This window comes from Saccharothrix sp. NBAS 001, from assembly GCF_056640475.1.
This window is the reverse complement of the sequence record NZ_CM153251.1, coordinates 6,050,228-6,068,733: the sequence shown is the minus strand read 5'-3', so window position 1 is coordinate 6,068,733 and position 18,506 is coordinate 6,050,228. Positions and strand designations below refer to the sequence as shown.

Genomic DNA, 18,506 nt, shown 5'->3' with positions numbered 1-18,506 from the left:
GAAGGAGGTCTGCGCAGTGATCTTCTCCGCCATCCCGTCCGCACGGGGTCTTTACGACCCGCGCGCGGAGCGTGACGCCTGTGGTGTGGCGATGGTCGCCGACATCGAGGGGCGGCGGTCGCACGGCATCGTGGTCGACGCGTTGACCGCGTTGGCCAACCTGGAGCACCGGGGCGCGGCCGGGGCCGAACCGACCAGCGGTGACGGCGCGGGCATCCTCCTGCAGCTGCCCGACGAGTTCCTGCGGTCCGCTGTGGACTTCGCGCTGCCCGGTCCCGGCGAGTACGCCGCCGGCATCGCGTTCCTGCCCGCCGCCGAGCAGGAGCGGGCCAAGGCGCAAGCGCTTGCGGAGCGGATCGCGGAGGAGGAGGGGCTGCGCGTGCTCGGCTGGCGCGACGTGCCCGTCGACCCGGACGCGGCCGACGTCGGGCCCACCGCCCGGTCGGTCATGCCGCACTTCTCGATGATCTTCACGGCCGCCGAGAACGGCGACCGGTCCGGTGTGGAACTCGACCGGATCACCTTCGCGCTGCGCAAGCGGGTCGAGCACGAGACGGTCGCCGCCCAGGTCGGCACGTACTTCCCGTCGCTGTCCGCGCGCACCCTGGTCTACAAGGGGATGCTGACCACCGGCCAGCTGCCGGCGTTCTTCCCGGACCTGCGCGACGAGCGGCTGGCCAGCGCGATCGCCCTGGTGCACTCGCGGTTCTCCACCAACACGTTCCCGTCCTGGCCGCTGGCCCACCCGTTCCGCTACGTGGCGCACAACGGCGAGATCAACACCGTGCGCGGCAACCGGAACCGGATGCGGGCCCGCGAGGCGCTGCTGGCCAGCGACGTGATCCCGGGCGACCTGACCCGGCTGTTCCCGATCTGCCACCCGGAGGGCTCGGACTCGGCGTCGTTCGACGAGGTCCTGGAGCTGCTGCACCTCGGTGGCCGGTCGCTGCCGCACGCGGTGCTGATGATGATCCCCGAGGCGTGGGAGAACCACACCTCGATGGACCCGAAGCGGCGCGCGTTCTACGAGTTCCACGCGTCCCTGATGGAGCCGTGGGACGGCCCGGCCTGCGTCACCTTCACCGACGGCACGCTGGTCGGCGCGGTGCTCGACCGCAACGGCCTGCGCCCGGCCCGGTGGTGGCAGACCGCCGACGGCCGCGTGGTGCTGGCCTCCGAGACCGGTGTGCTCGACGTCGCGCCGGACCAGGTGGTCGCCAAGGGTCGCCTCCAGCCCGGCCGGATGTTCCTGGTGGACACCGCGCAGGGCCGGCTGGTGGACGACGACGAGGTCAAGTCGGGCCTAGCCGACGACCTGCCCTACGACGAGTGGCTGCACGCCGGCCTGCTGGAGCTGGCCGACCTCGCCGACCGCGAGCACGTGGTGCAGAGCCACGAGTCCGTGGTGCGCCGCCAGCTCACCTTCGGCTACACCGAGGAGGAGCTGCGGATCCTGCTCGGCCCGATGGCGGTCGGCGGCATGGAGCCGCTGGGCTCGATGGGCACCGACACGCCGGTCGCCGCGCTGTCCCAGCGCTCCCGGCTGCTCTACGACTACTTCGCGCAGACCTTCGCCCAGGTCACCAACCCGCCGCTGGACGCGATCCGCGAGGAGATCGTCACCTCGGTCGCCCGGGTGATGGGCCCGGAGCAGAACCTGCTGGAGCCCGGCCCGGTCAGCTGCCGGCACATCAAGCTCACCTACCCGGTGATCGACAACGACGAGCTGGCCAAGCTCATCCACGTCAACGACGACGGCGACCTGCCCGGCTACGCCTGCACCGTCCTGAGTGGACTGTACGAGGTGGACGGCGGCGGCGCGGCGCTGCGGCAGGCGGTGGAACGGGTCCGCCGCGAGGCGTCCGAGGCGATCGCGGCCGGCGCGCGCACGCTGGTGCTGTCCGACCGCGACTCCGACCACCGGCTGGCCCCGATCCCGTCGCTGCTGCTGGTCTCCGCCGTGCACCACCACCTGGTGCGCACCAAGGAGCGGCTGCGGGTCGCGCTGGTCGTGGAGACCGGCGACGCCCGCGAGGTGCACCACATCGCGGCGCTGCTGAGCTACGGCGCGGCGGCGGTCAACCCCTACCTGGCGTTCGAGACCATCGAAGACCTGATCTCGCAGGGCGCGATCACCGGCATCGAGCCGCGCAAGGCGGTCCGCAACTACGTCACGGCGCTGGTCAAGGGCACCCTGAAGATCATGTCCAAGATGGGCATCTCGACGGTCGGCGCGTACACCGCCGCCCAGGTCTTCGAGGCCGTCGGCCTGTCGCACGACCTGCTCGACGAGTACTTCACCGGCACGGTGTCCAAGCTCGGCGGCGCGGGGCTCGACGTGCTGGCCGAGGAGGTCGCGCTGCGCCACCGCCGCGCGTACCCGGACAACCCGACCGACCGGGTGCACCGCCGGCTGGAGGTCGGCGGCGAGTACTCCTACCGCCGCGAGGGCGAGCTGCACGTGTTCTCGCCGGAGACCGTGTTCCTGTTGCAGCACGCGACGAAGACCGGCCGTGAAGACGTCTTCCGCGACTACACCGCCGAGGTCGAGCGGCTGGCCCGCGAGGGCGGCACGCTGCGCGGCCTGTTCTCGTTCAAGACCGACCGCGCGCCGGTCCCGATCGACGAGGTCGAACCGGTCTCCTCGATCGTCAAGCGGTTCAACACCGGGGCGATGTCCTACGGCTCGATCTCCGCCGAGGCGCACGAGACCCTGGCCATCGCGATGAACCGGCTCGGCGGCCGGTCCAACAGCGGCGAGGGCGGCGAGGACCCGGAGCGCCTGTACGACGCCGAGCGCCGCTCGGCGGTCAAGCAGGTGGCCTCCGGCCGGTTCGGGGTCACCAGCGAGTACCTGGTCAACGCCACCGACATCCAGATCAAGATGGCGCAGGGCGCGAAGCCCGGCGAGGGCGGCCAGCTGCCCGGCTACAAGGTCTACCCGTGGATCGCGCGGACCCGGCACTCGACGCCGGGCGTGGGCCTGATCTCCCCGCCGCCGCACCACGACATCTACTCGATCGAAGACCTCGCCCAGCTGATCCACGACCTGAAGAACGCCAACGAGCGGGCCCGCGTGCACGTCAAGCTGGTCTCCGAGGTCGGCGTGGGCACGGTCGCGGCGGGCGTGGCCAAGGCGCACGCCGACGTCGTGCTGGTCTCCGGCCACGACGGCGGCACCGGCGCGTCGCCGCTGAACTCGCTCAAGCACGCCGGCACGCCGTGGGAGATCGGCCTCGCCGAGACCCAGCAGACGTTGCTGCTCAACGGTTTGCGCGACCGGATCACGGTGCAGGTGGACGGCGCGCTGCGCACCGGCCGCGACGTCGTGGTGGCCGCGCTGCTCGGTGCCGAGGAGTTCGGGTTCGCCACCGCGCCGCTGATCGTCGCGGGCTGCGTGATGATGCGGGTCTGCCACCTGGACACCTGCCCGGTCGGCGTGGCGACCCAGAACCCGGAGCTGCGCGCGCGGTACACCGGGCAGGCCGACCACGTGGTCAACTTCTTCGAGTTCATCGCCCAGGAGGTCCGGGAACACCTGGCGGCACTGGGTTTCCGCACCATCGACGAGGCCGTCGGCCAGGCCGGGCTGCTGGAGACCAACCGCGCCATCGAGCACTGGAAGGCCAACGGGCTCGACCTGACGCCGGTGTTCGACGTGCCGGAAACCCCGTACCGCACGGCCAAGCGCCGGGTCCGCGAGCAGGACCACGGCTTGGCGCAGGCGCTGGACCGCACGCTCATCCAGCTCTCCGAGGCGGCGCTGGAGGACGCGCACCCGGTGCGGCTGGAACTGCCGCTGCGCAACGTGAACCGCACCGTCGGCACGCTGCTCGGCGCGGAGGTGACCCGCCGGTTCGGCGGCGACGGCCTGCCCGACGACACGATCCACGTGACGTTCACCGGGTCGGCCGGCCAGTCGCTGGGCGCGTTCCTGCCGCGCGGCGTCACGCTGGAGATGGTCGGCGACGCGAACGACTACGTCGGCAAGGGCCTGTCCGGCGGCCGGATCGTGGTGCGCCCGCACCCGGACGCGCCGTTCGCCGCCGAGCGCCAGGTGATCGCGGGCAACGTGATCGGCTACGGCGCGACCGGCGGCGAGATCTTCCTGCGCGGGCGCGTCGGCGAGCGGTTCTGCGTGCGCAACTCCGGCGCGCTCGCGGTGGCCGAGGGCGTGGGCGACCACGCGTTCGAGTACATGACCGGCGGCCGGGCCGTGGTGCTCGGGCCGACCGGGCGCAACCTGGCGGCCGGCATGTCCGGCGGCATCGCCTACGTGCTCGACCTCGACCCGGCGTCGGTGAACCCGGCGATGGTCGAGTTGCAGCGCCCCGGCGGCGACGACCTGCGGTGGCTGCGCGAGGTCGTGGAACGCCACCACAAGCTCACCGGATCGGCCGTGGCCGCGTCGCTGCTCGGCGACTGGCCCCGGCGGTCCGCGTCGTTCACCAAGGTCATGCCCGGTGACTACCAGCGCGTGCTCGAAGCGATGAGGCTCGCCCGCGCGGAAGGCAGGGACGTCGACCAGGCGATCATGGAGGCATCCCGTGGCTGACCCGTACGGTTTTCTGAAGAACTCCCGGGCCGAGGCGAAGAAGCGCCCGGCGGCCGAGCGCCTGGACGACTGGCACGAGGTCTACCTCGACCTCGACGCGGACACCCGCGACAAGCAGGTCAAGACCCAGGCGTCGCGCTGCATGGACTGCGGCATCCCGTTCTGCCACTCGGGTTCGGCGGGCTGCCCGCTGGGCAACCTGATCCCGGAGTGGAACGACCTGGTGCGCCGGGGCGACTGGGGCCAGGCGTCGGACCGGTTGCACGCCACCAACAACTTCCCCGAGTTCACCGGCCGGCTGTGCCCCGCGCCGTGCGAGGCCGCGTGCGTGCTGGCGATCAGCCACGACGCGGGCGGCGCGGTCGCGATCAAGCGGGTCGAGCAGGCGATCGCGGACGTGTCGTGGGAGCAGGGCCTGGTCCAGCCGACCCAGGCGCAGGTGAGTTCCGGCAAGCGGGTCGCCGTGGTGGGCTCCGGCCCGGCCGGGCTCGCCGCGGCGCAGCAGCTCACCCGGGCCGGCCACGAGGTGACCGTCTACGAGCGCGACGACCGGCTGGGCGGCCTGCTCCGGTACGGCATCCCCGAGTTCAAGATGGAGAAGAAGGTCCTGGACCGGCGGCTCGCGCAGCTCCGCAAGGAGGGCACGAAGTTCGTCACCGGCTGCGAGGTCGGCGTGGACCTGACGGTGGAGGAGCTGCGGTCCCGGTTCGACGCCGTGGTGCTCGCGGTGGGCGCGCTGCGCGGCCGTGACGACACCTCGACGCCCGGCCGCGGGCTGGCCGGCATCCACCTGGCCATGGACCACCTGGTGCCCGCGAACCGGGCGGTCGAGGGCGACGGCCCGCCGGCGATCGACGCGGCGGGCAAGCACGTGGTGATCATCGGCGGCGGCGACACCGGCGCGGACTGCTACGGCACCGCGACCCGGCAGGGCGCGGCGTCGGTGTTGCAGCTCGACCAGTACCCGCAGCCGCCCTCGCAGCGCGACGACGAGCGCTCGCCGTGGCCGGTGTGGCCGTGGATCCTGCGCACCTACCCGGCGCACGAGGAGGCCGGCGAGCGGAAGTTCGCGGTCGCGGTGGAGGAGTTCGTCGGCGACGAGCACGGGCACGTCAAGCAGATCCGGCTGCGCAAGGTGCGGGTGGAGAAGGACGCGTCCGGGCGGCGCGCGGTGGTGCCGACGTCGGAGGAGGTCGAGGTGCTGCCGGCGGACCTGGTGCTGCTGGCGATCGGCTTCGAGGGCGTCGAGCACATGCCGCTGCTGGGCGGGCTGGGCCTCGAACTCACCTCGCGCGGCACGATCTCGTGCGGGTCGGACTGGCAGACCCGGTCGCCGGGCGTGTTCGTCTGCGGTGACGCGCACCGCGGCGCGTCCCTGGTGGTGTGGGCGATCGCGGAGGGCCGCTCGGTGGCCAACGCGGTGGACAACTTCCTGACCGGGTCGTCGGACCTGCCGTCCCCGGTGATCCCCAACCAGCTGCCGCTCGCGGTCGTCTGAGTTTCGCGGGAGGCCCCGCCGGTCGCCGCCGGCGGGGCCCTCAGGCGTCGAAGCGGCCGCGTGCGGCCTCGATGTGGCCGAGGTGGCGCAAGGTCCAGTCGCACATGGTGTCGACGGTCGCGCGCAGCCCCAGGCCCGCCTCGGTGAGGGTGTACTCGACGCACGGCGGCACGGTGGCGTGCACCTCGCGCACGACCAACCCGTTGCGCTCCAGCATCCGCAGGTTCTGGGTGAGCATCTTGTGGCTGATGCCCTCGACCTGGTCGCGCAGTTCGCTGAACCGCAAGGTCGTCTCGCCCAGCGCCTCGATGATCAGCAGCGCCCACTTGTTGGCCACGTCGGAGAAGATCTCGCGGGCCAGCGAGTCCGCGCGCCGCAGGTCCGCGTCGGCCGGCAGGTCGCCGAGCTGGTTGGTCACCACGAGGTTCCCCCGTCACCGAAAAGTGCGTTCTTCCACGTCAACGCACACTCTCCTACGGTTCCCCGGTAACCACAAGAGAGCACGGTGCGGAGGAACACGCCATGGCCATCACGTTGCTGAACCCCGGCGGGCTGCCGGCGGTCGAGGTCTACCGGCAGGTCGCGATCGGGAGCGGGTCGAGGCTGGTCTTCGTCGCGGGCCAGGTCGCCTGGGACGACGAGGGGCGCACGGTCGGCGACGACCTGGCCGCGCAGGTCGAGCGGTGCTACCTCAACGTCGGCACCGCGCTGGCGGCGGCGGGCGGCACGTTCCACGACGTCGCCAAGCTGACCGTGTACGTGGTCGACTGGACGCCCGACAAGATGCCGCTGCTGCTGGACGGGATCGCGCGGGCGGCTGCGACGCTCGGCATCACCCCGCTCGCGCCGGCCACGCTGGTCGGCGTCGCCGCGCTGGACGTGCCGGAGCACCTGGTCGAGGTCGAGGCCACCGCCGTGCTCGACTGAGGTCAGCCGCCCGGTCAGCCGCTGGGGCGGTCGGCGAGAGCGTGACCGTCGTGTTCGGCGAAATCAGTACTTTTGGTTGGCGGATAAGCATTATCGGAGTTGCGGCAGTCCCACGATCGTGTGATGCGGCGGCGGACGTCGCGTCGGTACGCTCGGCGCCATGCCGAAGATCACGCCGACCGCGAAGAAGTTGTTGCTGGGCAAGGAGATCGCGTTCCTCCGGGAGCGCACCGGCTTGTCCCAGGCGCAGGCGGCGGCGCTGATCGAGAAGAGCCAGAGCCGGATGGCCGACCTGGAGGCCGGGCAGTCGAGCATCACCCCGGGCGACCTGATCCTGTTGCTCAAGGGGCTGGGCGTCACCGAGGAGGCGCACGTCGAGGCGTTGTTGGAGTTGCGGCGCAACAACCACCAGCGTGGTAAGTGGAACGGCGTGCGCAGCGTGTACTCCGAGTCGTTCCGCACCATGGTCGACCTGGAGGAGAACTGCGACCTGATCCGGACGGTCGAGAACGAGGTGCCGCCCGGCCTGGTGCAGTGCGAGTCGTTCGTCCGCGCGCTCTACGCCCTCAGCGACGACGATCGCGACCTCGATCTGCGGGTGCAGGCGAGGTTGGCGCGGCAGGAAGTGTTCCGCAAGGCCGGCGCGCCGGAGATCGCGTTCGTGATCTCGGAGTCGGCGCTGCGCCGCCAGTACGGTCCGCCCGAGGTGATGCGTGAGCAGATCGACCACATGATCAAGCTGTCGCGGCTGCCCAACGTCCACCTCCAGGTGCTGCCGTTCAAGACCAGGGTGCAGAGCGACCTGATCGTGGACCGGTTCGTGCTGTTGCGGATCCCGTCACCCGGTGTGGCGGGTCCGTTGGAGTTCTTCTTCACCGAGAACCAAGCGGAATTCCGCTACGTGGACGAGAAGGCACTGGTCGCGGTGTTCGAACGGGTCTGGGCCAGACTGACCGGGGTGGCGCTCGGCTACGAGGAGAGCCGCCGGTTCATGCGTAGAGTTGCCTCCGATTACAGCTAGTCGGTGGGAGGCGGCGATGTTCCGCAAGTCGAGCTACAGCGGGTCCAACGGCGGCAATTGTGTGGAGGTGGCGCGGTTGGCGTCGGTGGTGGCGGTGCGTGACAGCAAGGCCCCTGGTGGTGTGGTGCGGTTCGGGTCGGTTGGGTTTGGGCGGTTCTTGGTTGCGGCCAAGGGAGATTCGTTCAGTCGGTCGGCGGGTTGAGCAGGCGGCGGGCCGCGACTAGCGCCCCGTCCCCGCGCACCTCGGGGGCGAGGGAGGCTGCCCGCGCGACGGTCTCCGGGCGCAGCGCGCGGTCGAGGGCTCCCGCCAGGTCGGCCGTGCCCTCGGTGCCGAGGCCGAGCGCTTCGACCCTCCCGGCCCAGTAGGGCTGGTCGTACATGTGCGGCACGACGACCTGCGGCACGCCCGCCCGCGCGGCGGCCGTCGTGGTTCCCGCGCCACCGTGGTGCACGACCGCCGCCACGCGCGGGAACAGTGCCTGGTGGTTCGCCTCGCCGATCGAGAGGGTGCCGGAGCCGGGCGTCAGACCGGACCACCCCCGCGACACGACCGCCCGCCGACCGACCGCGCGGGCCGCCTCGACCACCGCCGTCCCCAGGTCGTCGGACGCGGGCATGCTGCCGAAGCCGAAGTACACGGGCGGCTCGCCCGCCCGCAGGAACTCCTCGACCTCGACGGGCAGCGGGCGGTCGTCCGGCACGGTCCACGCGCCCGGCTGGAACACCCCGCCCGGCTCCGGCCACGGGCCCAGCACCTGGTCGGCGGCCAGCCACGGCCGGTCGGTGAACACGTGGTCCCGCACGCTCGCCACCGGCGGCAGGCCCAGGCCGTCCCGGTGGGCGTTGAGCGCCTCGCCGAACAGGAAGTTCCAGCGCTCGGCGTCGGCGGCCCAGCGCCGCGTGTTCCCGGCGGACTCGTCGGGCGGGGTGAGGCCGCGCATCACCAGCGGCGGGTGGTGCGGGGACGGGAGCGTCACGGGGCAGAAAGCCGCGTAGACGTACCGGATTCCCAGCGATTCGGCGATCGAGCGCGCGGCGACCTGGAGGCCGCCCGCGCCGAGCAGGACGTCCGCGCCGCGCGCCGCCTCGGTGATCGCCTCGAACTGGGTGCGCACGGTCGCGGCGGTCGCCTCGCGCATCTGCTCCGGGGCGGGCGGCTGCGCGGGGCGCGGCGCGGTCGCCGTCCCCCGCACCTCCGGACCCACCGGCGTGAACGCGAAACCCCGTGCCGCCACGAGGTCCCGGAAGTCCGGGGGAGCGCACACCCGGACCTCCGCGCCCAGTTCCCGCAACCGCACCGCCAGACCCGTCACCGGTTCGACCTCGCCCCGCGAGCCGATCGTGGACAGCACAACGCGCATCGGAATTCCCCACCGCTCGCCGAAGATGAGCCGACCAGGTCGGCCGGACGACGATTCTGGGGCCCGCCCGGGGTCTTGCCGCAAGTCCCCCGACCGGCTATACGTTGAGGTGGGAGGAAGAGGGTCAGCCGAAGCTCACCCGGTCCAGCCAGAAGTCGAGCAGGGCCCGGTCTCCCACCACGTCCAGCGCGTCGGCGGCCTCCCGGCGGTAGACCACCAGCAGCAGGTCGCGCAGCGGACCCCGGGCGGCGACGGCCGACTTCTCGTGCGCGTGCCGCCAGGCGATCCCGGCCCCGGTCAGGTCGACCACCCACTCCGCGTCCGGGTGGTCGGTGGCGTGCAGGTGCAGCGTGCGGCCCGGCCCGAGGAGTTCCCGCAGCTCCGGGCGGACGTCGACCATCACCGGCAGGCTGAGCAGCGCCAACCACTCGTCCAGCGCGTCCGCGGCGACCACCGGGTCCGCCGCGTACTCCGCGCCCGCGGCCTGGGCCGCGTCCGCCCGGTGCACGAGCAGTTCGTGGGTGAACCGGCGGGCCCAGAACAGCGGGGTCCCGCCGGGCACGGGGGTCCACACCCGCGCGTTCTCGCCGGCCTCGCCCAGGGCGTCGGACAGGGCGCGGGCGGCGGCGACCACCTCGGTCGCCGCCAGGACGGGATCGTGGTCCCGGTACCGGGTGAGTTCGCGCAGGTCGTCGTCGGGCACCGGGCCGGCCGCCCGGGTGGCGACGATCCCGGTCACCCAGCGCAGGCCCGCGCCGACGTGCCGCAGCAGCTGTCCCAGCGTCCACTCCGGGCAGCCCGGCACGCGCGCGGTCGGGTCGGCGGCCACCACGTGCCGGGCGAGGAGCCCGGCTTGGGTGACGATCTCGGCCCGGTACCGGTCGAAGTCCAGCGGCATCCCGCAATCATGGTGCACCGGCCGGTCCGTCCGCTTCCTCCGAGGAGGTGGGTGACGTCGTCCGACGCCCCGTCGGCCCGCCACCCGCTGCGGAGGCCCGGCGCGCCCCGGCTCAGTCGACCCAGAGCCGGGGCGACGCGACGGCGACCGGGGGACCGGGCACCCACCTGCCGTCCTTGAGGTACTCGACGGTGGCCAGCGTCCGGTAGTACGTCGCGCCGCACGACGCCCCGCCGTAGTCCAGGATCACCGACGGGCCGTACGGGCCGGGCAACTCGCCGCCGCGCCAGCCGAACTCACCGTAGGAGTCGGCGGAACCCCGGCAGAACTGCCACAGGTCGTCGCCGTTCAGGAACTGCGCGACCACGCGCACCCGACCCTGCCCGGTCGCCGGCCTGGTGCACCCCCGGTTGAGGTCGTAGCCGAGCCGGATGCCGTCGCCGGTCGCGTGGTTGGCGCTGAAGGTCCCGGGCACCCACCGGGTGATCGCGGCGGACGCCTTCACGCACCCGAACAGGTCGGAGAACACGGTCTGCCAACCGGAACCCACCGCGGCGGCGGGTTGGGCGGTCACCAGGGTCAGCGACCCCAGCAGGGCCGCGCACAGGGCCGTGTGGAGGGTTCTGCGCAACCAGGGCATGGCGGGTCCCCGTTCGGAGTGGAAGCGGCTCGTTCGGACGCTTTCACGGTATGGACGACAGGGGCGCGCGGTACCGCGCACCGGACCACTCCGGCGTGGGTGAAGATACCCATGCGGTTGCCGCGAAAACGCCTCGCGAACGGGTCAACCGACCGTTTTCACCGACCGGATGTGGCTCACCGGGAACTCGTGCGTCACCCCGGACCGGTCCTTCGCGGTCAGGTCGCCCGCCGCGTGGTCGACCGGCGTGACGACGTGCCGGCTCGTCGCGCGCGGGCCGCAGGCCACGTCGATCTCCACGGACGTCCCGGTGACCAGCGCCTCGGCCAGCAGCACCACCTCGGAATCGCGCAGCACCAGCGACTGGTCGCGTAACAGCCGGGCCGCGCCCATCCGGCGCGATTCCGCGCGTGGCGGCACGAACTTCGGCCGGGGGCGCTCCCGCTCCACCAGGGCCACCGCGAGCCGGCTCAGCTCCTGGTCGGTCAGCGGCGCGCGCCACGGCCGCCACGACCCGATCTTGCGGCCCGGCGGCTCGACCCGGCGGCGCGGCACCCGCTCCAGCACCGCGCGGCCGTCCGGACCGGCCGTGGTGGGCGCGTAGCCGGCGGCGCGCAGCAGCGCCAGCGTCTCGCCGGCGGGCTTGGCCGAGGCCAGCACGGTCGGGCCGAGCCGGTGCAGGTCGAGCGGGACCAGCGACCGGTGCCCGGCGATCTCGCTGAGCAGGTGCGGGTCGTCCGCGCGCACGCAGCACGCCACCGACGTCACGGTGACCTGGCCGTGCCGCCGGGCCACCTCGCGGACCAGCCGCTCCAGGGTCTGCGGCACGCCGTGCTCGGCGATGTCGGCCAGCCGCGCGAGCACCTCGTCCGGGGTGTGCCCGGCGTCCAGCGCCCGCCGCACGCCGGCCGCGGTGAACCGCCAGCCGCCCTCCGCCGGGTCGGCCACCAGCTCCAGCGCCGCGCTCAGCTCCCGGCCGGGCGGTCCGGCCGCCACCGCCGTGAGATCGGGTCTCAGGTGCGCCTTGACCGCCGCGGGCGGCACGAACCCGGCCGCAGCCCGCGACTCGTCACCGGTCAGCACGGCCCGGCCCAGCGTGGTCAGCGCGCCCAGCGCGACCAGCCCGATCGTCTCCGCCTCGACCAGCGCAGCCTCGGTGGTCTGCGGGTTGTGCGCGGCGGGCCGGGCCCACACCAGGTCCGCGACCACCTCGTGGCGGTGCTCGAACGCCTCGTCCTCGGCCAGGTCCGCGTACTGCTCCAGCACGCCCCGGCGCGTCGCGTCGCCGTGCTCGGAGACCTGCTCGGCCAGCGCCGGCCGGGGCTTCGCGGGCGTCCAGGTCATCCTCGGCCAGGCGCGCACCAGCTCCGCCAGCCGGTCCGCGGGCGACGCGCCGCGCCAGTCGTCCGACCTGGTCGTGGGCAGCACCCGCCGGTCCGGGTCGGCGACGGCGAGCAGCCGCGCCTCCACGGCCAGCTCCAGCCACAGCCGGGTGCGCGTCTCGTCGACCCGCAGCGCGCCCGCGATCCGGCGCAGCTCGCGCACCCCGACTCCGCTGCGCGTGGTGATGACATCGTTGTCACACAGTTCGACCAGCCTCGTTATCCCGTCCACAGTGGACGTGGCGGGGTGGATCGCGGCCCGGTCGGCGAACCCCTTGTGCTGCCCGGTCCGGCGCGGCGCGCGCGGCGGCGGGGTGATCCGCCGGGGCGGGTCGCCGTCGGCCGCACGCAGCCCGGTCGCCGTCCGCAGCCGGTCGCCGGCCGGCCACACCAGGGCGTGCGCGCGCAGCCGCTCCAACGCCCGCTTGAGTTCCGTGCGGGACGATTTCCCGTTGCAGCGCAAGCTTTCCGCGACGGCGTCCGGTGTCGCCGCCTCGCCCAGCCGCAGCACCGCGTCCAGCACGTCGCGGCACCCCCGGTCGAGGCCGTCCACGGCGCGCTTGAGCGAGGCCGGAGCGGTCAGCTCGTCGGCCAGCCCGCGCAGCGAGTGGGGATGGGTGTCCGCCGCGTCCTTGCGCAGCGCGAGGATGTCCCGGATGTCCTGAGCGTCGAGTTCGTGCAGCCAACTGGCCAGCGCCGATTTCCTACCCACGCGCCGATTATGCACGGCCTGTCACCGGGCGGTCATTCCACGCGACCGGGGGTGCGGACCGGCGGCCGTAAGCTGTCCGCCGTGGAATTCACCGGCTTCGGCGAGTACGCCATCGACTTCTTCGACGGGCTGGAGGGGGACAACTCCAAGGCCTACTGGGACGACCACAAGCACACCTACCAGTCCGACGTGCGCGCGCCGATGGAGGCGCTGCTGGCCGCGCTGGAGCCCGAGTTCGGCAAGGGCAAGGTGTTCCGGCCGTACCGGGACGTCCGGTTCAGCAAGGACAAGACGCCGTACAAGACGCACTGCGGCGGCGTGGTCGAACTCGGCCGGGGCGGCGGCGCGCACTACGTCCAGATCGGCCCGGAGGGGCTGTTCGTCGGCGGCGGGTCGTTCGCGATGGCCTCCGACCAGCTCGCCCGGTACCGCGAGTCGGTCGTGGACGACGTGCGCGGGCAGGCGTTGGAGAAGGCGCTGGCGAAGCTGACCAAGGCCGGTTGGGAGGTGCGCGGCGACCAGCTCAAGCGCGCGCCGCGCGGGTTCGACCCCGAGCACCCCCGGATCGGGCTGCTCAAGCACAAGCGGCTGTTCGCGGCGCGCAGCTGGCCGCCGGACGACGTGCTGCACGAGCCGGGGTGCCTCGACCGGGTGCGCCGGGCGTGGCGCGAGGTGACCCCGTTCGTGGACTGGTGCGCCGACCACGTCGGGCTCAGCGAGATCGGCTTCCGCTGAACGCCAGCCGCGCCACCAGCCAGCCCAGGGCGACACCGGCCACGTCCACCAGGGCGTCCAGCGGGTCGCCGCTGCGCCCCAGCGGGGTGATCAGCCATTGGAGCACTTCGGACACCGCGGCGTACGCGACCAGGCCCGCCAGCAGCGGGACCCGGGGCAGCCGCGACCACAGGCCGGTGCCCGCGAGCAGCGCGAACAGCAGGACGTGCACCACCTTGTCGGTGCCCGCCGGGGAGTCCGGGACACCTGACTGAGGGGTGAACAGGATGATGACGCTGAGCAACACAGCGGTCACGAACGGAAGGATTCTGCGGCTCACGAGCCCGATTGTGCCTGTTTCCGGCAGATTACTTCCCGGTACATCCTGATCGGTCCAGTGACAGGGACTAGGCTCTCGGAACGTGAGTCGACGCGCGAAGATCGTCTGTACGATGGGCCCCGCCACCGCGACCGAGGACAAGGTCAACGAGCTGGTGGCGGCCGGTATGGACGTGGCCCGGATGAATTTCAGCCACGGCAGCCATGCCGACCACAAGCAGGTCTACGACCTCGTCCGCGCCGCATCGGACGAGAGCGGGCGCGCGGTGGGCATCCTCGCCGACCTCCAGGGCCCCAAGATCCGGCTCGGCCGGTTCGCCCACGGCCCCGTCGAGTGGCGCACCGGTGACGTCGTCCGGGTGACCGTCGAGGACGTCGAGGGCACCCACGACCGGGTGTCCACCACGTACAAGGAGCTGTCGAAGGACGCCAAGGTCGGCGACCGGCTGCTGGTGGACGACGGCAAGGTCGGCCTGGTGGTCACCGACGTCGAGGGCCCCGACGTGGTGTGCGAGGTCACCGAGGGCGGCCCGGTCAGCAACAACAAGGGCCTCTCGCTGCCCGGCATGGACGTCTCGGTGCCGGCGCTGTCCGAAAAGGACATCGACGACCTGGAGTTCGCCCTGAACCTGGGCGTGGACTTCATCGCGCTGTCCTTCGTGCGCTCGCCGGCCGACATCGACCTGGTGCACCAGGTGATGGACCGGGTCGGCCACGGCCGCCGCCCGGTGATCGCCAAGATCGAGAAGCCCGAGGCCGTCGACAACCTCGAAGCCATCGTGCTGGCCTTCGACGGCGTCATGGTCGCCCGCGGCGACCTGGGCGTGGAGCTGCCGCTGGAGCACGTGCCGCTGGTGCAGAAGCGGGCGATCCAGATCGCCCGGGAGAACGCCAAGCCGGTGATCGTGGCCACCCAGATGCTCGACTCGATGATCCAGAACTCGCGCCCGACCCGCGCCGAGACCTCCGACGTCGCCAACGCCGTGCTCGACGGCGCGGACGCGCTGATGCTCTCCGGCGAGACCTCGGTCGGCCGGTACGCGATCGAGTCGGTCAAGACCATGGGCCGGATCATCGAGGCCGTGGAGACCGAGTCCGTGCAGGTCCCGCCGCTGACCCACGTCCCGCGCACCAAGCGCGGCGTCATCTCCTACGCGGCCCGCGACATCGGCGAGCGGCTCAACGCCAAGGCCCTGGTCGCGTTCACCCAGTCCGGCGACACGGTGCGCCGGCTGGCCCGGCTGCACACGCACCTGCCGCTGCTGGCGTTCACGCCGGAGCAGAGCGTGCGCAGTCAGCTTGCTCTCACGTGGGGCACCGAGACGTTCCTGGTGCCTAAGGTGGACTCGACGGACGAGATGGTCCGCCAGGTGGACATGTCGATGCTGCACATCGGCCGGTACCAGCCCGGTGACCTGGTCGTCGTCGTGGCAGGCTCCCCGCCTGGCACCATCGGCTCCACCAACCTCATCCGGGTGCACCGGCTCGGAGAGGACGACCACGCTTAGGGGTAGGACGTGACAGAGGCTGCCCGTGCCGCCGCTGCCGCCGGCTACGCGGACCTCCCGCTGGACACCGACGGCGTCCCGCACGGGCAGCCCGTGCTGGACCGCCTGGTGGCGCTGCTGGACCTGGAGCGCATCGAGGAGAACATCTTCCGGGGCGTGTCGCCCGCCGAGTCGCCGATGAGGGTGTTCGGCGGCCAGGTGGCCGGCCAGGCGCTGGTCGCGGCCGGCCGGACCGTGCCGGCGGAGCGCCGGGTGCACTCGCTGCACTCGTACTTCATCCGGGGCGGTGACCCGACGGTCCCGATCGTGTACGAAGTGGACCGGATCCGCGACGGGCGGTCGTTCACCACCCGGCGGGTGGTGGCCGTGCAGCACGGCAAGGCGATCTTCACGCTCTCCGCGTCGTTCCAGCTCGACGAGCCGGGCATGGACCACTTCGAGGCGATGCCCGACGTGCCCGCGCCCGAGACGCTGCCGACCTACGCCGAGTCGGCGGCCGGGTACCTGGAGAAGGTCGGCATGGCGCGGCTGCCCCGGCCGATCGACATCCGCTACGTGACCGAGCCGCCGTGGCGGGCGCGCGAGGACGGTCCGGGCGAGGCGCGCAGCCAGGTGTGGATGCGGGCCGGCGGCAAGCTGCCGGACGACGACCTGCTGCACGTGTGCGTGCTGGCCTACGCGTCGGACCTGACGCTGCTCGACTCGGTCCTGGTGCGCCACGGCGTGTACTGGGGCACGGACAAGGTGCTCGGCGCGAGCCTGGACCACGCGATGTGGTTCCACCGGCGCTTCCGGGCCGACGAGTGGTTCCTCTACGACTGCGAGTCCCCGTCGGCGTCGGGCGCGCGCGGGCTGGCGACCGGGCGGTTCTACGCCCAGGACGGCCGGCTCGTGGCGACGGTCGTGCAGGAAGGGCTGCTGCGCGTGCTGCCGTAGCGCCCGCTACGGTGTGCGCCGTGGAGTGGCCGGACCGCCTGTTGGCGTTGGCAGACTGGGAAGCGCTGCCCGGGACCGGGACGCGCAACTTCGAGCTGGTGGAGGGTGTGCTGCTGGCGCGGCCCGCGCCGCCGGCCGACCACCAGAAGGCGGTCTTCCGCCTGGCGGAGCGGATCGACGGGCAGCTGCCGGACGGGTACGTCGCGGTGCCGCAGGTGGAGGTCCTGGTCGACCCCCTCCCGCCGGTCACCGTGCGGGTGCCCGACGTGGTCGTGGTGACGACGCCGTTCGCCTCGGACAACCCCGCGCGCTGCGCCGCGGAGGACGTGGTGCTGGCGGTCGAGGTCGTCTCGCCGGGCACCGGCCGGACGGACCGGATCGCGAAGCCGATCGAGTACGCCGAGGCGGGCATCGCGCACTACTGGCTGCTCGACCTGGACGACCCGACCGCGCTGGTCGCGTTCAGCCTGGTCGACGGGGTCTACGAGCACGTCGCGGGCGGCACGGGGAGGGTCGAGGTGCCGAGTCCGTTCCCGGTCGCGCTCGACCTCCCCGCGCTGCTGTCCCGCTAGGCGTCGCGCAGGGCGTCCCACATCGCGCGCACGTGGTGCTCGCGGGTCGCTTCCGCGCCGATCGCCACCCGGATCGCGAACCGGCCGTTCACCACGGTGTGGGTGAGGAACGCGCTGCCTTCGGCGTTCACCGCGTCCATGGCCGCGCGGGTGGCGTCGTCGCCGTCGCGGTGGGCGAGGGTGACCAGGGACAGCGAGCGCGGGACGACCAGCTCCCACCGCTCGTCGGCCGACACCCAGGACTCCAGCAGCCCGGCCAGTTCCACGTGGCCGCGCAGGTGCGCCCGCACGCCCTCCAGCCCGTACCAGCGCAGCGTCGACCACAGCTTCAACGACCGGAAGCGCCTGCCCAGCGGGACCTGCCAGTCGCGGTAGTCGACCACCGCGCCCGATTCGGTGGCGCTGTTGCGCAGGTACTCGGGCAGGATGGTCAGGGCGTCCACCAGCACGTCGGGGTGCGCGGTCCAGAACAGCGACAGGTCGAACGCGGTCAGCATCCACTTGTGGGCGTTGGCGCAGAACGAATCGGCGTGCTCCAGGCCGTCGAACAGGTGCCGCTGCTCGGGGCACAGCGCCGCCGGGCCCGCCCACGCGGCGTCCACGTGCAGCCAGATCCCGTGCCGCGCGCACACCTCCGCGATCTCCCGCACCGGGTCGACCGCGCCGGTCCCGGTGGTGCCGATGGTGGCGCACACCAGGATCGGCCGCCGACCTCCGTCCACATCGGACTGGACCTGCGCGGCCAGGGCGCGGGCGTCCATCGCCAGGGTGTCGGGGGACACCGCGATCGACCGGACCGCCTCCTCGCCGAGACCGGCCAGGCGGGCGGCGCGCTCGATCGACGAATGTGTCTGGGACGACACGTAAATCGTCTCGTCACCGTCCACACCGGACTGACGCCACTTGTCCGAACCCCGGTGCAGCGCGGCGAGCACGGCCACCAGCGCGGCGCTGGAGGCGGTGTCCTGGATAACCCCGCCCCCGGTGAAGCGCTCCGGCAGGCCCATCGCGCCCACCAGTTCGTCCATCAGGTGCTGCTCCACCTCGGTGCACGCCGGGGAGGTCGACCAGAGCATCCCCTGCACGCCCAGCCCGGACGACAGCAGGTCGCCCAGCACGGACGGCAGCGAGGCGTTGGACGGGAAGTAGGCGTAGAAGCCGGGGTGCTGCCAGTGGGTCGTGCCCGGCACCACCACCCGGTCGAGGTCGGCGAGCAGGCCGGCGAAACCCTCGCCCGTCTCGGGGATCGGGGCGAGCTGTGACCTCACCCAGCCGGGCTCGACCTGGGAACGCACCGGCAGGTCGCCGACCCGTTCGCGGTAGTCGGCGATCCAGTCGATCACCTCGTGGCCGATCCGGCGGAACTCGTCAGGCTGCATACCCCGCACGCTAACGGGCGGGCCGGCGGGCCGGCTTGTCCGTCCGGGCACGATCGCGCAGCGC

General features: G+C 72.6%; 16 protein-coding genes. 9 read left to right on the top strand and 7 right to left on the bottom strand.

Annotation, left to right across the window (positions count from 1 at the left end; translation table 11 throughout):
- The first annotated feature begins 16 nt into the window (after window positions 1-16).
- Together gltB and AC0HI0_RS25720 are read left to right on the top strand one after the other, a co-directional pair.
- On the top strand, window positions 17-4,555 hold the full coding sequence (gene gltB, locus AC0HI0_RS25725; RefSeq protein ID WP_480926073.1) for a glutamate synthase large subunit: 4,539 nt from the start codon (window positions 17-19) through the stop codon (window positions 4,553-4,555).
- Window positions 4,548-6,053 carry a glutamate synthase subunit beta gene (locus AC0HI0_RS25720; protein WP_480926072.1) on the top strand — a complete coding sequence of 502 codons (1,506 nt, stop codon included), beginning with the start codon at window positions 4,548-4,550 and terminating at the stop codon, window positions 6,051-6,053. The genes gltB and AC0HI0_RS25720 overlap by 8 nt, the downstream gene beginning before the upstream one ends.
- Before the next feature lie 40 nt (window positions 6,054-6,093).
- On the opposite strand, the gene AC0HI0_RS25715 is transcribed toward AC0HI0_RS25720, so the two are convergent.
- Window positions 6,094-6,474 (bottom strand): winged helix-turn-helix transcriptional regulator, encoded by a 381-nt coding sequence (locus AC0HI0_RS25715; protein ID WP_480926071.1) that lies wholly within the window; start codon window positions 6,472-6,474, stop codon window positions 6,094-6,096.
- A 101-nt stretch (window positions 6,475-6,575) separates the two neighbouring features.
- On the opposite strand from AC0HI0_RS25715, the gene AC0HI0_RS25710 reads away from it, so the two are divergent.
- The 3 genes from AC0HI0_RS25710 to AC0HI0_RS25700 all read left to right on the top strand — a co-directional run bounded on the left by AC0HI0_RS25710 (window position 6,576) and on the right by AC0HI0_RS25700 (window position 8,203).
- Window positions 6,576-6,980 carry a RidA family protein gene (locus AC0HI0_RS25710; RefSeq protein ID WP_480926070.1) on the top strand — a complete coding sequence of 135 codons (405 nt, stop codon included), beginning with the start codon at window positions 6,576-6,578 and terminating at the stop codon, window positions 6,978-6,980.
- 160 nt (window positions 6,981-7,140) lie between these two features.
- Complete coding sequence (locus tag AC0HI0_RS25705) at window positions 7,141-8,001, top strand: helix-turn-helix domain-containing protein (protein ID WP_480926069.1); 861 nt, start codon at window positions 7,141-7,143, stop codon at window positions 7,999-8,001.
- 16 nt (window positions 8,002-8,017) lie between these two features.
- Entirely contained in the window at window positions 8,018-8,203 is a 186-nt protein-coding gene (locus tag AC0HI0_RS25700) for a DUF397 domain-containing protein (protein ID WP_480926068.1), read from the top strand.
- On the opposite strand, the gene AC0HI0_RS25695 is transcribed toward AC0HI0_RS25700, so the two are convergent.
- From AC0HI0_RS25695 to AC0HI0_RS25680, 4 genes are all read right to left on the bottom strand, one after another.
- Window positions 8,184-9,362: a glycosyltransferase gene (locus AC0HI0_RS25695; protein WP_480926067.1), complete on the bottom strand. Its 1,179-nt coding sequence runs from the start codon at window positions 9,360-9,362 to the stop codon at window positions 8,184-8,186. The two genes, AC0HI0_RS25700 and AC0HI0_RS25695, sit on opposite strands and share 20 nt — an antisense overlap.
- 124 nt (window positions 9,363-9,486) lie before the next feature.
- Window positions 9,487-10,260: a maleylpyruvate isomerase N-terminal domain-containing protein gene (locus AC0HI0_RS25690; protein ID WP_480926066.1), complete on the bottom strand. Its 774-nt coding sequence runs from the start codon at window positions 10,258-10,260 to the stop codon at window positions 9,487-9,489.
- A gap of 112 nt (window positions 10,261-10,372) precedes the next feature.
- Window positions 10,373-10,891: a hypothetical protein gene (locus AC0HI0_RS25685; RefSeq protein ID WP_480926065.1), complete on the bottom strand. Its 519-nt coding sequence runs from the start codon at window positions 10,889-10,891 to the stop codon at window positions 10,373-10,375.
- Window positions 10,892-11,044: 153 nt separating this feature from the next.
- A complete protein-coding gene (locus AC0HI0_RS25680; RefSeq protein WP_480926064.1) occupies window positions 11,045-12,994 on the bottom strand; it encodes a helicase-associated domain-containing protein in 1,950 nt (649 codons plus the stop codon).
- A gap of 81 nt (window positions 12,995-13,075) precedes the next feature.
- Here AC0HI0_RS25680 and AC0HI0_RS25675 point away from each other — a divergent pair, with 81 nt between their 5' ends.
- Window positions 13,076-13,729 (top strand): DUF2461 domain-containing protein, encoded by a 654-nt coding sequence (locus AC0HI0_RS25675; RefSeq protein WP_480926063.1) that lies wholly within the window; start codon window positions 13,076-13,078, stop codon window positions 13,727-13,729.
- On the opposite strand, the gene AC0HI0_RS25670 is transcribed toward AC0HI0_RS25675, so the two are convergent.
- The gene (locus AC0HI0_RS25670) at window positions 13,707-14,024 is read right to left on the bottom strand and encodes a VanZ family protein (protein ID WP_480926062.1); all 318 of its coding nucleotides are present in this window, start codon (window positions 14,022-14,024) and stop codon (window positions 13,707-13,709) included. The two genes, AC0HI0_RS25675 and AC0HI0_RS25670, sit on opposite strands and share 23 nt — an antisense overlap.
- Window positions 14,025-14,130: 106 nt before the next feature.
- On the opposite strand from AC0HI0_RS25670, the gene pyk reads away from it, so the two are divergent.
- The 3 genes from pyk to AC0HI0_RS25655 are packed head-to-tail and all read left to right on the top strand — an operon-like array spanning window position 14,131 to window position 17,063.
- The gene (gene pyk, locus AC0HI0_RS25665; RefSeq protein WP_480926061.1) at window positions 14,131-15,555 is read left to right on the top strand and encodes a pyruvate kinase; all 1,425 of its coding nucleotides are present in this window, start codon (window positions 14,131-14,133) and stop codon (window positions 15,553-15,555) included.
- A gap of 9 nt (window positions 15,556-15,564) precedes the next feature.
- The gene (tesB, locus tag AC0HI0_RS25660) at window positions 15,565-16,491 is read left to right on the top strand and encodes an acyl-CoA thioesterase II (protein WP_480926060.1); all 927 of its coding nucleotides are present in this window, start codon (window positions 15,565-15,567) and stop codon (window positions 16,489-16,491) included.
- A gap of 20 nt (window positions 16,492-16,511) precedes the next feature.
- Window positions 16,512-17,063 carry a Uma2 family endonuclease gene (locus AC0HI0_RS25655; RefSeq protein WP_480926059.1) on the top strand — a complete coding sequence of 184 codons (552 nt, stop codon included), beginning with the start codon at window positions 16,512-16,514 and terminating at the stop codon, window positions 17,061-17,063.
- On the opposite strand, the gene AC0HI0_RS25650 is transcribed toward AC0HI0_RS25655, so the two are convergent.
- Window positions 17,060-18,442, bottom strand: a complete 1,383-nt coding sequence (locus AC0HI0_RS25650; protein WP_480926058.1) for a pyridoxal phosphate-dependent decarboxylase family protein — start codon at window positions 18,440-18,442, stop codon at window positions 17,060-17,062. The genes AC0HI0_RS25655 and AC0HI0_RS25650 overlap by 4 nt on opposite strands.
- Window positions 18,443-18,506 lie beyond the last annotated feature (64 nt).